This window comes from Flaviramulus sp. BrNp1-15 (assembly GCF_022259695.1).
In the GTDB taxonomy this organism is placed as follows: domain Bacteria; phylum Bacteroidota; class Bacteroidia; order Flavobacteriales; family Flavobacteriaceae; genus BrNp1-15.
On record NZ_CP092099.1, the window covers coordinates 3,501,799 to 3,517,737 of the forward strand.

Annotated in this window: 15 protein-coding genes; 2 read left to right on the forward strand and 13 right to left on the reverse strand. The window is 32.7% G+C overall.

Annotated features, from left to right (window positions below):
• Position 1: 1 nt before the first annotated feature.
• The 13 genes from proB to MBM09_RS15610 all read right to left on the reverse strand — a co-directional run bounded on the left by proB (position 2) and on the right by MBM09_RS15610 (position 13,486).
• Positions 2-766 carry a glutamate 5-kinase gene (proB, locus tag MBM09_RS15550; RefSeq protein WP_238674631.1) on the reverse strand — a complete coding sequence of 255 codons (765 nt, stop codon included), beginning with the start codon at positions 764-766 and terminating at the stop codon, positions 2-4.
• A gap of 1 nt (position 767) precedes the next feature.
• The gene (locus MBM09_RS15555) at positions 768-1,961 is read right to left on the reverse strand and encodes a glutamate-5-semialdehyde dehydrogenase (protein WP_238674632.1); all 1,194 of its coding nucleotides are present in this window, start codon (positions 1,959-1,961) and stop codon (positions 768-770) included.
• Position 1,962: 1 nt separating this feature from the next.
• On the reverse strand, positions 1,963-3,087 hold the full coding sequence (locus tag MBM09_RS15560; protein WP_238674633.1) for an aspartate aminotransferase family protein: 1,125 nt from the start codon (positions 3,085-3,087) through the stop codon (positions 1,963-1,965).
• Positions 3,088-3,089: 2 nt separating this feature from the next.
• Positions 3,090-3,884: a pyrroline-5-carboxylate reductase gene (gene proC, locus MBM09_RS15565; protein ID WP_238674634.1), complete on the reverse strand. Its 795-nt coding sequence runs from the start codon at positions 3,882-3,884 to the stop codon at positions 3,090-3,092.
• A gap of 12 nt (positions 3,885-3,896) precedes the next feature.
• Positions 3,897-4,874, reverse strand: a complete 978-nt coding sequence (argC, locus tag MBM09_RS15570) for an N-acetyl-gamma-glutamyl-phosphate reductase (RefSeq protein WP_238674635.1) — start codon at positions 4,872-4,874, stop codon at positions 3,897-3,899.
• On the reverse strand, positions 4,871-6,052 hold the full coding sequence (locus MBM09_RS15575) for an argininosuccinate synthase (protein WP_238674636.1): 1,182 nt from the start codon (positions 6,050-6,052) through the stop codon (positions 4,871-4,873). Before MBM09_RS15575 ends, argC begins: the two co-directional genes overlap by 4 nt.
• 1 nt (position 6,053) lies before the next feature.
• Positions 6,054-6,677, reverse strand: coding sequence for a GNAT family N-acetyltransferase (locus MBM09_RS15580; RefSeq protein WP_238674637.1), 624 nt, complete (start codon positions 6,675-6,677; stop codon positions 6,054-6,056).
• 490 nt (positions 6,678-7,167) lie between these two features.
• Entirely contained in the window at positions 7,168-7,902 is a 735-nt protein-coding gene (locus MBM09_RS15585; RefSeq protein WP_238674638.1) for a DUF1080 domain-containing protein, read from the reverse strand.
• A gap of 18 nt (positions 7,903-7,920) precedes the next feature.
• Positions 7,921-8,973: a sugar phosphate isomerase/epimerase gene (locus tag MBM09_RS15590; protein ID WP_238674639.1), complete on the reverse strand. Its 1,053-nt coding sequence runs from the start codon at positions 8,971-8,973 to the stop codon at positions 7,921-7,923.
• Positions 8,973-10,118, reverse strand: coding sequence for a Gfo/Idh/MocA family protein (locus MBM09_RS15595; protein ID WP_238674640.1), 1,146 nt, complete (start codon positions 10,116-10,118; stop codon positions 8,973-8,975). Before MBM09_RS15595 ends, MBM09_RS15590 begins: the two co-directional genes overlap by 1 nt.
• Positions 10,119-10,124: 6 nt before the next feature.
• Positions 10,125-11,357, reverse strand: a complete 1,233-nt coding sequence (locus MBM09_RS15600; RefSeq protein ID WP_238674641.1) for a nucleoside permease — start codon at positions 11,355-11,357, stop codon at positions 10,125-10,127.
• 20 nt (positions 11,358-11,377) lie between these two features.
• Positions 11,378-12,361 (reverse strand): sugar phosphate isomerase/epimerase, encoded by a 984-nt coding sequence (locus tag MBM09_RS15605; protein ID WP_238674642.1) that lies wholly within the window; start codon positions 12,359-12,361, stop codon positions 11,378-11,380.
• A gap of 114 nt (positions 12,362-12,475) precedes the next feature.
• A complete protein-coding gene (locus MBM09_RS15610) occupies positions 12,476-13,486 on the reverse strand; it encodes a helix-turn-helix transcriptional regulator (protein ID WP_238674644.1) in 1,011 nt (336 codons plus the stop codon).
• Positions 13,487-13,599: 113 nt separating this feature from the next.
• Between MBM09_RS15610 and MBM09_RS15615 the strand changes: the two genes are divergently transcribed.
• Both MBM09_RS15615 and MBM09_RS15620 read left to right on the forward strand, forming a co-directional pair.
• On the forward strand, positions 13,600-15,324 hold the full coding sequence (locus MBM09_RS15615; protein WP_238674646.1) for a GMC oxidoreductase: 1,725 nt from the start codon (positions 13,600-13,602) through the stop codon (positions 15,322-15,324).
• 14 nt (positions 15,325-15,338) lie between these two features.
• Complete coding sequence (locus MBM09_RS15620) at positions 15,339-15,938, forward strand: gluconate 2-dehydrogenase subunit 3 family protein (RefSeq protein WP_238674648.1); 600 nt, start codon at positions 15,339-15,341, stop codon at positions 15,936-15,938.
• Position 15,939: the final 1 nt, after the last annotated feature.

Sequence of the window (15,939 nt, forward strand, 5' to 3'; positions counted from 1 at the left end):
ATTATTTTACTTTGGTAAACGGCACTTTATTTTCAAAGGCATTTATAATAAAATTATCTTCTATCCCGTTTACAATCCATGTTTCTATATTTGCTTTTCTTGTTACTGAAGCGGCTTCAATTTTAGACAACATACCACCGCTACCGTGAGACGATTTTGAATTAACAACCTGCTTCTCTAATTCATTAAAATCTATTACTTCCTCTATAGTTTTTGGTGTTTTACTTTCAATAGAATCTTTAGTATAAATACCATTGGTATTAGTTGCGATAATAAATAGATCAACATTTAAAAGTGATGCGGTTAATGCACCTAATTTATCATTATCACCAAACTTAATTTCATCGGTTGCAACAGTATCATTTTCATTTATAATTGGTATGTAATTGTTGTTTACTAAAACATTTATAGTATCTGAAATGTTTGTTTTACTTTCTTCTTTTTCAAAATCTGAGTATGACAACAAACACTGTGAAGTTAGCAAACCATACTCCCTAAAAATCTCCTGATAAATACGAATTAAATGAGGCTGACCAATAGATGCCAAGGCTTGTTTTACATTTATAGCTTTACCTTTACTTTCTAATTTTACAAACTGTTTAGCCACAGCAATTGCACCAGAACTCACAATAATAAACTCACAAGTATCCTGAAGTTTTGCAATTTGGTTTGCTATATCTTCAATTTTACCTCTTGAAATATTATCGGTTTCTTTGGTAAGTGTGTTAGAGCCTATCTTAAGTAATATGCGTTTCTTCTGCTTCATTTTAACGTATTTGTCCGTTACCGTGAACGTACCATTTATTAGTTACCAAATGCTGTAAACCTATGGGACCACGTTGGTGTAATTTATCTGTACTAATTGCTAACTCGCCACCTAAGCCTAATTGTCCACCATCTGTAAATCTGGTTGAAGTATTATGATAAACTGCTGCAGTATCAACATTTTCCATAAACAATTTTGCTTCATCATTGTTTGATGTAATTATAGATGAAGAATGTCCACCAGAATATTTGTTTATCATTTTGATTGCTTCTTGATTTGAAGCAATTTCACCGATTACAATTTTATAATCTAAAAACTCTTCATACCAAATATCATCTGATGGAATTTGTTCTAAATCATAAGCTTTTGAAATAGCATTATCTCCTAAAACTTCTATTTTAGAATCTTTTAATTTTGAAATTAATGTTTGAATAAACTCGTTTTTATCAGCAAGATTTTCGTCAATTAAAACCTTATCAACTGCATTACACGCAGAAATTTTCGACTTACCATTCATGATAACATGTAAAGCAATACCTAAATCGGCTTCCTTTTCAACATACACAAAGTTGTTACCACGTCCGCTAACTATTACAGGGCAAGTAGCATGCTGCTTCACAAAAGCGATTAATCGTTCACCGCCACGTGGGACAATTAAATCAACTTTTTGAGTTGGGTTTTCTAAAAAAGCCTGTGTTTCGATTCTGTTGAATTGTAAATATTCAACCCAATCTGTTAAGGTTTCATGTTTCTTTAAAGCCTGATGCCATAATTCAACTATTTTTAGATTTGATTTTAATGATTCTTTTCCTCCTTTAAGTAAAATTTTATTACCCGATTTAAATGCAATTCCAGCTGCTTCAACGGTTACATCTGGACGCGATTCGTAAATAATTAAAACCGTACCAAACGATGCTGTTTTATTATAAACCTGCATCCCATTTTCATGCTTAAAACTAAAACGTTCTACACCAACCGGATCGTCTTGAGATGCTAAATGTGTTACCGATTTTATCATCTCGTTAACTTTTGAATCGTCAACTTTTAAGCGATCAAACATAGAAATATCATCACCATTATAAGCTTCTAAATCAGCTTTATTAATTTTAATAATAGCTTCACTTTCCTGCTCTAAAAGCACAGCCATTTCTAGCAATACTGCATTTCTTTTTTCTATGGATAATAAAGTATTCATTTTATAATTCCTTTTTTAGAGCTTCAAAAAACTGATTAATATGTTCTTTTTTAATCGTTAATGGCGGTAAAATTCTTAACAGTTTTTTATTTGATGCGCCACCAGTAAAAATATGATGGTTATAAATAAGTTTTTTTCTTAGGTCTCCAACTTCAAAATCGAATTCTAACCCCAACATTAAGCCTCTTCCTTTTATATTTTTTATCTGCGGAATCGTTTTCGCAATCGACATAAAATATTCCGACATAGCATTAACATTTTCCATTAAAGCTTCTTCTTCAATAGTATTTAAAACAGCCAAACCTGCTGCACATGCTAAGTGATTACCTCCAAAAGTAGTTCCTAGCATTCCGTGTTTAGCTTCAATATCAGGATGAATTAAAATTCCTCCAATAGGAAAACCATTACCCATACCTTTCGCTATGGAAATAATATCGGGTGTTACATTATAATGCTGAAATGCGAAAAATTTACCTGAACGTCCATAACCTGATTGTACCTCATCGGCAATAAACATGGTATTATTGGCTTTACAAAGTGCAAATACTTGTTCAAAAAAATCTGCGGTGGCTTGGTCTAAACCACCAACACCTTGAATAAACTCTACAATTACCGCACAAACATCGCCTTTTTCAAGTTCTGCTTTTACACCTAAAATATCATTTAACTCAAGTATTGTTACTTTTTGTTGTGCATTAATTGGAGCAATAATATTTTTATTATCGGTTGCTGCAACAGCAGCTGAAGTACGCCCATGAAACCCATTTTTAAAAGCAACAACACGTTCTTTTCCTGTTTTAAAAGATGCTAATTTTAAAGCATTTTCGTTAGCTTCTGCACCAGAATTACATAAAAACAATTCGTAATCTTTACACCCTGAAAGTGCTTCAATTTTATCAGCTAATTCAACTTGTAACGGATTTTGAACTGCATTTGAATAGAATCCTAATTTTGAAACTTGATTCGTAATAGCATTTACATAGTTAGGATGTGCATGCCCAATTGAAATAACGGCATGACCACCATAAAGATCTAAATACTCTGTACCATTTTCATCGTAAATATGAATATCTTTACCCGAAACTGGTGTTACATTATATAATGGATAAACGTCAAATAATGGCATTTTTAATTCTCTTTAATTTGATTGATTTTTTCAAAAGACGCTACAATACCTTGTATTAATGCTGAACTTAATCCTTGATGTTCCATAGCGTTTAAACCTTCTATCGTGCATCCACTTGGTGTTGTTACTCGATCTATTTCCTGTTCTGGATGTCTACCCGATTCTATTAGCAAACTCGCTGCACCATAACAGGTTTGTGTTGCTAACTCATGCGCTTGTTCTGCTTCAAAGCCTAATTGAATAGCGCCTTGTGTAGTTGCACGAACTAAACGCATCCAAAACGCAATTCCACTAGCGCAAATAACGGTTGCTGCTTGAACTAAATCTTCAGAAATCACCATTGTTGTTCCTAACTGATTAAATATTTTTTGAGCCAACTCCACTTTATCTTGAGCTGTTTCGTTTGCTGCAATACAGGTCATAGATTTTCCTATAGAAATCGCTGTATTTGGCATGACACGAATTATGTTTTTATCACTTCCTAAAATATTTTCAATTCTGGAAATATCAACACCAGCAGCTACCGAAATCACAACATGTTTCTTAGTTATTTTTGATGCAACACTTTCTAAAACTTTATCAATGTGTTTAGGTTGTAATGCAAAAATGACCATGTCAGAATTTTTTACAGCTAAAACATTATCGTTAGTTACTGTAACATAATCTTCATCGTAAAATGCTTTAACAGCCGTAGTGTTTTTATCACTTAGATATAATGAAGTAAAGGATTTATGACTGATAAGTCCTTTTGCAATTGAGCTTCCTAAATTTCCTGTTCCTATAATAGCTATTTTCATAGTTTCTGTTTTTTAAAAATAAGTTGCTTTTAAATTCAATCCTTCAGTTTCATTTAATCCAAACATTAAATTCATGTTTTGAATAGCTTGACCTGATGCGCCTTTTAATAAATTATCGATAATACTGGTCACCAATAATTTGTTGTTATGCTTATGCAAATGAATTAAACACTTATTCGTGTTCACTACTTGTTTTAAATGCAATTCTTCATCTGAAACAAAAGTGAATTTGGCGTCTTTATAAAATTCTTTGAATATGGTTTTAGCTTCTTCAATGTCGCCTTCAAAAACGGTGTAAAGCGTTGCAAAAATGCCTCTTGAAAAATTTCCTCGATTAGGCATAAAATTAATATCTGAAGAAAAACCATCTTGTAATTGCTTAACCGATTGATTAATTTCTCCTAAATGCTGATGTGTAAAAGGTTTGTAATACGAAAAATTGTTATCTCTCCAGGTATAATGCGTTGTTGCAGAAAGTGACGTTCCTGCACCTGTTGCACCGGTTACAGCATTAATATGTACATCATTATTTAAAAGACCTTTTTCTGCCAATGGTAATAAAGCCAATTGAATTGCTGTTGCAAAACAGCCTGGATTTGCAATATAATTCGCTTTTTCAATGTCTTCTTTTTGTAATTCAGGTAGACCGTAAACAAATGTTTTTCCTTTAAAAGTTTTGTCTTTTTCAAGTCTAAAATCATTTCCTAAGTCAATAATTTTTGTGTTTGCTGAAAATGTATTTGCAGATAAAAACTTCACTGAATTCCCATGACCTAAACACAAAAACAAAACATCAATATCTGGGTTTACAGTATCTGTAAACTCCAAATCTAAACTTCCAACTAAATCCTGATGTACTTTACTAATTTTATTGCCTGCATTAGATGTGCTATAAACAAAATTTATCTTTGTTTTAGGGTGATTAATTAATAGTCTAATTAATTCGCCTGCAGTATAGCCAGCACCTCCAATGATTCCTACTTGTATCATGACTCTGAATTTACTTGTTGATAAATTTTGTTTTGATTACCAAGGATTTTAATAAATCCTTTAGCCTCGTCGGCTGTCCACCCTTTATTTTCTTCACCGTAACTTCCAAACTTGGCATTCATTAAATCGTGTTTAGAAGAAATTCCATCTAAAGAAAAATGATAAGGTTTAAGAGTAACCGTTACATCTCCAGAAACTTTGCCTTGACTACTTTGCAAAAAGGCTTCCATATCTCTCATTACTGGGTCTAAATACTGACCTTCATGTAAATGCATACCATAAAAGCTTGCTATATATTCTTTATGTTGTAATTGCCATTTTGTTAGCGTATGCTTGTCTAATAAATGGTGAGCTTTTATAGTAATTAACGCTGCCGCTGCCTCAAAACCAACACGCCCTTTAATACCTACAATAGTATCGCCTACATGAATATCTCTACCAATAGCATAAGCAGACGCTAAATTGTTTAAGGTTTCAATATTGATTTCAGGGTCATTTTCAACACCATTAACTGCAACTAATTCACCTTTATTAAAAGTTAATTTTACTTTCTCTTCTTCAGCATGTTTTAATTGCGATGGATAAGCACTATCAGGCAATGGCTTTTCTGAAGTTAAGGTTTCTGCTCCTCCAACACTAGTTCCCCAAAGCCCTTTATTAACAGAGTATTTCGCTTTTTCCCAAGACATATCGATACCATTTTTTTTAAGATAATCGATCTCTTCTTGTCTGGTTAATTTTTCATCTCTTATTGGTGTGATGATTTTAATATTGGGTGCTAAAGTTTGAAAAATCATATCGAAACGCACTTGATCGTTTCCTGCACCAGTACTTCCGTGAGCAATATATTCTGCATCAATACTTTTAGCGTATTCAACAATTTCAATAGCTTGAATAATACGCTCTGCACTTACAGATAATGGATAAGTGTTATTTTTTAAAACATTACCAAAAATTAGATACTTCACAACTTTTTGGTAAAATGTTGCTACTGCATCAATATTCTTATAGGTAGTAACACCCATTTTATATGCATTGGCTTCAATTTTTTCAATTTCACCTTTGGTAAAACCACCTGTATTTACACTTACAGCATGTACTTCATATTCTTTTGATAAGCTTACAGCACAATATGATGTATCTAATCCGCCACTATAAGCTATTACTAATTTTTTCATTTTATTGTTTTTTGTCTTTTTTAAGAAACATGGTTTGCTTAATATTTTTCAATCTAGTCCAAACCTTTTTATCGTAATCGTGATTATGTATTTTTTTATTCTCTTTTGCAGGATCGTATAACATTCCTGTACACAAACACATTTTTCGATTGGTTCGCGTTAAAACATCATAATTTTTACAAGTTTGACAGCCATCCCAAAATGTTTGATCATCGGTTAATTCAGAAAAAGTAACTGGTTTATAACCTAAATCGCTATTCATTTTCATTACAGCTAAACCTGTAGTGATACTAAAAATTTTGGCATCCGGAAACTTGTTTCTGGAATGTTCAAAAATTTTATGTTTAATTTGTTTAGCAAGTCCTTCTCCGCGATAATCCGGATGTACAATTAAACCTGAATTGGCAACAAACTTACCATGTCCCCATTTTTCTATATAGCAAAACCCAGCAAACTTATCTCCATCTAAAGCGATAACAGCATTACCGTTTTCCATTTTTGTTGAAATATATTCTGGAGTACGTCTAGCAATACCTGTACCTCGAACAGCTGCAGATTCTGCAATGGTTTCGCAAATGATTTCTGCGTATTTAATATGTGATTTATCGGCTATTAAAACCTTCATTTCCTAATTTGTGTTGAATAATAATTATGTTTTTTTTTGATAGCTGAACTGGACTCACCTAGTTCAATAAACAGATATACACCCTTACGGGCGACGAGGAAAAATACGGCGCATAGAATGATTGTTAATTTTTGAATTAACTTTATTTTGAAATACTATGATAAAAATTCTGGACAATTTGAAAAAATTAAAATTACGATACTAAAGTTTGGCTAATTTGGAGTATTAGAAGCGGCGGCGACTGCGCACGGGCAAACCGGGTATAGTACAACGTATTTTATTTTTTAAATTTTTCATATGGTAAAACTATAATTTTATTTAATACAACTAATAAAACCTTAATAGTTTTTTTAAAAAATTATAAATATTTAACAAAAACATGATGTTTGTTAAAAATATTGCGCTTTTTAATCAAACTATTTGTTATATAAAAAATGGAGTTCAATTTTATGAACTCCATTTTGTCTTTACTTACTAAAATAAAAAAGTTTTATAAAGCTCTAATCTTGATATCTTTAAACCACACTTTATCTCCATGGTCTTGTAAACCTATATGCCCTGTATGGTGTTTGCCAAAATCTTTCCATCCTTTAAATTTAGAGTTTTCAACCATAGCATCCCACTCTTTACCATGAACAGGAAAACTTACAATTTTTGTTCCGTTCAAGGTTATTGAGCCTTGATTTGTTTTGTGATTAATTTTAACAACACATAAATTCCACTCTCCCGCTGGTTTGCAAACATCATGTTCTGGCTGAACCAAATCATATAAAGCTCCTGCTTGGTGAAATTTAGGGTTCGCAAAAGCATCAGGATGGCGTTCATTATCTAATACCTGAATTTCTGGCCCCGATTGATACGCTTCATTTAATTCTGGATCTTCATAAACACTCCAAAAAATGCCACTATTACCACCTTCAGAAATTTTCCATTCTAATGATAATTCAAAATTGGTAAAAGTATCTTTTGTTATAATATTTTTTCCGCCTTCTTCACTTGGCGTAAACACCATTGCTCCATCTTCAATAGTCCATTCCGGATACATTTCATCTGTTAAATAGCCTCGCCATTTATCATATGAGGTCCCATCAAAAAGATACACCCAATCATCATGAGATTTAACCTCAGCTTGTGCTTCAACTTCGGTTTCTGCTGATTGTTTTGTTTTGTCTTTACAAGCTATAAATGCTGCAGTAAAAACTACCAGTAAAATTAATTTCTTCATTTTAAATAATTAATTGGTTTATAATCCTAATATTTGTTTTAGTTGATTTTCATCAGATTCCCCACCTGCAAAATCATCAAAGCGTTTATTTGTAACTTCTATGATATGCTTTTGAATAAAATTTACGCCTTCTTTGGCACCTTGCTCTGGACTTTTAATAACACATTCCCATTCTAACACTGCCCAAACATCGCAACCATATTCAGTTAATTTTGAGAAAACTTTTTTGAAATCAACTTGTCCATCTCCTGGTGAACGGTAACGACCTGCTCTATCTTTCCAATCGTTATAACCACCAAACGTTCCTTTTTTTCCTGTTGGATTGAATTCTGAATCTTTTACATGAAAGGCTTTTATGAACTCATGATAATGGTCTATATATTTTATATAGTCTAATTGCTGTAATACAAAATGTGAAGGATCATAAAGAATATTTACTGCTTTATGGTTTCCTGTAGCTTCCAGAAAACGCTCGAAAGTATCACCATCGTGAATATCTTCAACCGGATGCACTTCATAACAAACAGCTACTCCATTATCTTCAAATGTGTTTAAAATAGGTTTCCAACGATCTGCCAATTCTTTAAAACCTAGCTCTATTAAGCCTTTTGGTTGTTGAGGCCATGGATGAACAGCAGGCCAAAGTAACGACCCTGAAAATGTGGCGTGTGCTTTTAAACCAAGCCTATTACTGGTTTTTGCTGCTTTATGCATTTGATCTATTGCCCAAGCAGTACGTTCTTTTGGTTTCCCTTGCAATTCTTTTGGTGCAAATACATCAAACATAATATCATGTGCAGGATGTACCGCTACCAATTGCCCTTGAATGTGTGTTGAAAGCTCTGTGATTTCAAGACCATAACTGTTTATTTTTTCTTTAAAATCATCACAATACGTTTGACTTTCTGCTGCAATATCTAAATCGATAATAGATTTATCTAATGTTGGAATTTGAACGCCTTTATACCCTAAATCTGAAGCCCATTTGCATAATCCATCAAGTGAATTAAATGGCTCCTTTTCATCCATAAACTGTGCTAAAAATATAGCTGGTCCTTTTATAGTTTGCATTATTCTACATTTTCAATATTTACCCAAACATTTCCTTTTTGGTGAGATTCTACTACTTTTTCAATAAAATTCATACCCCTTACTCCATCAATAATGGTTGGGAATTCACCATGATTGTAAGGTTCATTATTTATAGCCTTGGCTATTCCATTATAAATATTGCCCATAGAATCAAAAATACCTTCTGGATGCCCAGGAGGAAGTTTTGAGCCATCTAAACACAATTCGGAATTATAAGAATGTCCTGGTTTTAAAACTCGAAGCGGTTTACCATCTTCAACCATATAAAGAAAATTAGGATTTTCCTGCTCCCATTTTAAACCTGCTTTATCACCGTAAACTTTTACTATAAAACTATTTTCTTCACCAGATGCAATCTGGCTTGTGCAAATAACACCTTTAGCTTTGTTACTACAACGTAGTAAAACAGTTCCATCTACATCCATGTTATTATCAGAATACAGATAATTTAAGTCTGCCAAAATCGATTCTATTCTTAATCCTGAAACATATTCGAGCATATCAAAAGCATGTGTTCCAATATCACCAATACAGCAACTAATACCGCCTTTTTCAGGATCGAGTCTCCATGTATTTTTTCTTTCTTCTTTATTATGAATAATAGGATTTATCCAACCTTGGTAATATTGCGCATCTATTCTTTGAATATTCCCCAACTCACCATTTAAAATCATTTCTCGCATTTGACGCACCATAGGATAACCTGTGTAGGTGTAGGTAATTGCAAAAATGGTTTTAGATTTTTTTAAAGTAGCATGTAAAATTTTAGCTTCTTCGTAAGTGGTTGTCATAGGTTTTTCACAAATAACATTAAACCCGTTTTCCAATAGTTTTTTTGCCATTGGAAAATGAAGAAAATTTGGCGTAAGCACCGATATGATTTGCATCCTTTCTTCAACAGGCAACTTTAATTCTTCTTCAACCAGTGTGTCAAAATCTTTATAAATTCTGTTTGTTGGTAAATCTATTTTTTCTGCAAAGCCTATATTTTCTTCCCAAACAGGATTAAAAACACCACCTACAATTTGGTATTTATCGTACATTGACGAAGCTATTCGATGCAACACCCCAATAAGCGAATCACCTCCACCTCCTAAAATTCCTAATCTAATTTTATTACTCATTTATAATTATGCGTCTTTATATTCTACTTTTTCGTTTTTAAATACTATGGCAAAAAACACAAGTACACCTAAAGCAAATAATGCTGGAAACTCCCATATATCTAACCAACTATGAGCGCCATCTGCCAATACATTTTTATCTACTATTTGTCCTGCCACCCAGAAACCAACTAACATACCAACACCATAAGTTGCTAATGTAATTAAGCCTTGTGCTGCACTTTTTACTTTATCACCTGCTTTAGAATCGGTATAAATTTGTCCTGAAACAAAGAAGAAATCATAACAAATACCATGTAATGCAATTCCTATTACCAGCATAAAAAATAAATCTCCTGCATTACCAAAAGCGAACAATGCATAGCGAATTGCCCATGCTAACATACCAAATATGATAGTTTTTTTGAAACCATATTTCTTAAAAAAGAATGGTAATAACAGCATAAAACCTACTTCGGAAATCTGGCCTAAAGACGCCCATGCCGTAGAATTTTCAACTTTATATTCTGTTAAAAACGGACTTATGTTTTGGTAGTAAAAAGCAAGTGGGATGCATATTAAAACTGAGGATACAAAAAACACTAAAAAGTTTCTGTCTTTTAAAAGCTTTAAAGCATCCAAACCTAAAATATCACTAATAGTTACTTTTTCATCTTTTGAAACTTTTGGAGGTGTTTTTGGCAATGTAAAACTAAAAACACCCAATATAGCAGAAGCTATTGCAACCATTGTAAAGGTGTTAGATAACATACCTTGACCTATGTTTTCAATAGAATCCCATTTAAATGCAAAACTAATTAATAAACCAGCTACAATCCAACCAATTGTTCCCCAAACACGTACCAATGGAAATTGTTTTGCGGGGTCATTCATTTGATTGAATGATACCGAATTTACTAAAGCTAATGTTGGCATATAAGCAATCATGTAACCTAATACATATGGGTAAAACGCTCCAAATTCGGTAGATTGAGACATTTGATACATTAAAAATGCACCTATTAAATGTAAGATTCCCAGAATTTTTTCAGCATTAAAAAACCTATCTGCAATTAAACCAATAATAAAAGGTGCTATAATAGCTCCCCAAGATTGTGTAGAATATGCCATTCCAGTTTCTGCTCCTGTAGCACTTAAGTTGTTTCCTAAAAAGGAACCTAAAGTAACAAACCATCCTCCCCAAATGAAGAATTCCAGAAACATCATAAAAGACAATTGAAATTGAGTTGATTTTTTCATAGTTAGTTGGTTGGTTATAATTATTTCAATTCCTTTTCTGCTTTTAACAAAAGTGCTTTTGTAGCTAGTATTCCTTCTTTTTCTGACAACTTATCCCCTTCATATTCTACACCAATATACCCAGTATACCCTGCGTCTTTAACTAATTTTAAAATTCTTGTATAATCTAGTGTAGTTTCATTTCCGTTTTCATCAAAATCATAAGACTTTGCGCTAACAGCATCTGCCTTGGCAAGCATCATTTCAATACCTTTATATTTATCTGGATACTCTTCTTCACATTCGCCCCATTGCTCTCCGTCTTTACGCTTAACACACCAGTTTCCAAAATCTGGCAATGTTCCACAGTTATCCATATTAACATCTGCAATAGCCTGCATTAAAGCATCAGCATCAGATGATAACCAACCGTGATTCTCACATAAAACATTAATGTTTTTGGTTGCAGCATATTCTGATAATTTTCTCAATCCATCAACAACAGATTCTTTCCATACTTCAGGATCGTTCGTACCAAATGTATTTACTCTAATAGAGTGGCAACCTAATTTTTGTGCTGCATCAACCCATTTTTTATGATTTTCTACAGCAAGATTTCTTTTTTCCTCGTCTGGATCTGCTAAATCACCTTCATGATCTATCATAATAAGTACGTTTCTAATGCCTTGAGAATCACTAACCTTTTTTAAAGAATCTATTACAGTATCAAATCCTAATTTTTCGATTTCATCATTATACAACTGGTTTACATATTCCACACCCTCAAAACCCATTTCTTTAGCTTGTGAGGCAAATAAAAACGGACTTCCATTTTCTTCTCTTACAAATTTATGCAAAGACCATTGTGCTATTGATAGTTTAAAAAATGGTGCTTTTTGGCCTTCAACAACAACTTGTTTCTCTTCAGTTTTTTCTTTTTTACTATTTCCACAGGCCACAAAAAAAATGAGCGATAATGATAAAAAGGCAAACATTATTTTTTGTGAATTAATAATTGGTTTCATCTAATTATAATTTTAGTTAGTTTGATAATTTAATTTGAAATTTAAAGAATTGAATAATCAATATTGTTTATAATTATTCAGTGAAAGAATTTAAACAAGATTAAATACGTCTTTTTAAACCAATAAAGTGTGTTTTTGCCTATACTCTATTGGTGTACATTTCTCATGTTTTTTAAAAACAGTTGAAAAATATTGACTAGTTGAAAAACCACAAGTAAAGGCCACTTCTGCAATACTTATTTTCTCATCTCCAGCCAAAATATCTTTAGACATTTTGAGGCGTTTCATCATTAAATATCGCATTGGAGTTAAATTTGTTAACTGTTTACAATGATATGTAAACCTTGTTAAACCAACGCCTGCCGATTTTGCCATGTCTTCAATAGTCCATGCTTCAGATAAATTATTATCCAATTCATTTAAAAACAACTTGACACTTCTAGAACTATCTGTAAGTTGTTCATTTAGTTCTACCTCATCCTCTACTAACAAATCTAAAAGTAGTATTAACAAATAATTAATTAAAAGCCTTATTCTAGAAGAGTTATTGCCATTAACATCTGTATCAACAGCTTTACCTATTCTTTGAAAACAGTCTCGTATTCGCTTATCGGCTTTCCATAAAATTTTCTCATTATGCCTTAATATTATGGTAAGTTTTTCCAAATCTGCGGGTGCAAGCATAATCCAATCTGGCCAAACCCAATTCTGGTGTGGTCTTCTAACATCTAAGTCTAAAATAACCCAATAAAACTTCCCCATACCAATAGAAGGGTTACCTACTTTATGCGCTTCCCATGGTCTAGTTATGGTTAGGTAGTTAGGCAAGAGCTCCATTTCATCATTCTGTTGCGCGTAAGGCATAGTTCCTGATTCTAAAAAATGAATTTCAATACCTTCATTTCTATGCCAATCTAAACCCCAATCTTGCGGCTCATTTGCATCCCAATACCCAACACTATTCAAACCAATTGTATCATCTGTTAAACGATCTCCTGGATATGTATATCTAGCAAGTGCTTTAAATTTCAGTTTTTTTCTTTTTACAGCATCAATTAAAGGCAAGCAAGTGTCTGCTTGATAAACAATTCCATCTGCTTCAAAGGGTGTTATTCTTTTGTACATTTATCTTCACTGAAAAAAATTAAACATTATTAATATGCAAATTACTTAATTTGGCAAGAAATCTATAATTATATACACCAAAAATTATTAAATTAATAAAATTTTAAACATAAATGAGCAATATTAATTTTAGAGTTTCTGAAGAACAATACGATGCCATAGTTGTTGGAACTGGTATTTCGGGTGGTTGGGCTGCAAAAGAACTTTGTGAAAACGGTTTAAAAACCTTAGTTCTTGAACGAGGTAGAATGGTAAAACATGTTGAAGATTACCCTACAGCTAATATGGATCCATGGGATTTTCCTAACGGAGAAGATCCTAGTAGAGAAACTAAAGAACGCATGTACAAACAAAATAGAACCGGATTTGTAACTCAAGAATCTCGTAAACATTTTTTTGTAGACGATATAAAACACCCTTATAATGAAGACAGACGTTTTGATTGGATTAGAGGTTATCACGTTGGTGGGCGCTCATTAATGTGGGGTAGACAAAGTTATAGATTGAGTGATATTGATTTTGAAGCTAACAAAAAAGAAGGTATAGCAGTAGATTGGCCTGTTCGCTACAAAGATATTGCTCCATGGTATGACAAGGTTGAAGAATTTATTGGAGTAAGTGGTGAAAACTTAGGCTTAAAACAGCTTCCAGACCAGAAGCTATTAAAACCAATGAATCTTAATTGCGTTGAGGAAGATTTAAAAGCAAAAATTGCTGAAAATTTTGATGATGGTAGACTTTTAACCATAGGAAGAACTGCGCATATAACAGAAGGCACAAAACCAGGTTTAGGTAGAAGCACATGTCAATATAGAAATAGATGTATGCGAGGATGTCCTTTTGGCGCTTATTTTAGTAGTAACTCATCAACATTACCAACTGCAGAAGCTACAGGTAATATGACTTTAAGACCAAACTCAATTGTACACGAAGTTATTTATGATGATAAAACTAAAAAAGCTACGGGTGTTAAAGTTATTGATGCAGAAACTAAAGAAACTATTGTTTACAAAGCCAAGGTTATTTTCTTATGTGCTTCAACAGTTGCATCGGCTGCCATTTTATTACAATCAAAATCTGAACGTTTCCCTAACGGATTAGGAAATGATAGCGGTGAATTAGGACATAATATTATGGACCACCATTTTCATGTTGGAGCAAGAGCAAAAGTTGATGGATATGAAGATAAGATTGAAAAAGGAAGAAGAGCAAATGGCTTATATATCCCTAGATTTAGAAACTTAGGCGGCAAAACAGATGCAAAAGATTTTAAAAGAGGTTACGGATATCAAGGTAGAGCTTCAAGAGGTAGCTTATCTGAATCTGTAGCAGAATTAAAATATGGTCCAAAATTAAAAGAAGCTATTTTAAAACCTGGCGAATGGAATATTGGTCTTACTGCTTTTGGAGAAACGCTTCCTGATCATAAAAACAGAATGTACTTAGATTATGATAAACTTGACGAATGGGGATTACCTACCGTAACGTTTGATGCCGATTTTGGTGAAAACGAACTCGCCATGCGTAAAGACATGAAAGAACAAGCTGTACAAATGTTAAAGGCTGCTGGATATAAAGATGTAGAAGGTTATGATAATGCTCAAGGAAGAGCTATGGGATTAGGTATACATGAAATGGGAACTGCAAGAATGGGTAGAGACCCAAAAACTTCTGTTTTAAATGAGTATAACCAGATTCATACATGTAAAAATGTATATGTTACCGATGGTTCTTTTATGACTTCTGCTGGTTGTCAAAATCCATCCTTAACTTATATGGCTTTTACTGCCAGAGCTGCTAATCATGCAGCAGAACAATTAAAGAAAAATAACGCTTAATACTACTATTTAAAATGAAAAGAAGAGAAGCTTTAAGAAATATGGGGTTAGCTACAGGTTTTTTTGTTGCAACACCATCTATTGTTAGTTTATTGCAAAGTTGTACAAGCGACGTTAAAACCTGGACACCAGACTTTTTAACAACAGAACAAGGCGTTGTTTTAAATAATTTAGTTGATATTATTTTACCAAAAACAGAAGACTTACCATCGGCGTCCGAAATTAATGTTCCTCAATTTATTGATAATTATATCAATAAAGTTATGCTAAATAAAGAACAGGAAAAAGTAAAATCTGGTTTTAATAAAATCATTTCTATACTAAAACCAAATACAGGAGACAACATCAATAAAGTCACTCAAGAAGATTATATGGCATTACTTGATAACCATATGCTTGTTAAAGGTGAAGTTGATGAAGAAAGACAATCTAATCCAGAATCAGAAGACCCAACATCATCAGAATTTTTAAATAGTTTAAAATGGATGACTATTAACACCTATATTACAAGAGAGCATATTGGAGAAAATGTATTGGTATACGACCCTGTTCCGTCTCAATATTATTGTGGTGATTTACAAGAATTAACTGGCGGAAAATCTTATTCTTTATAAA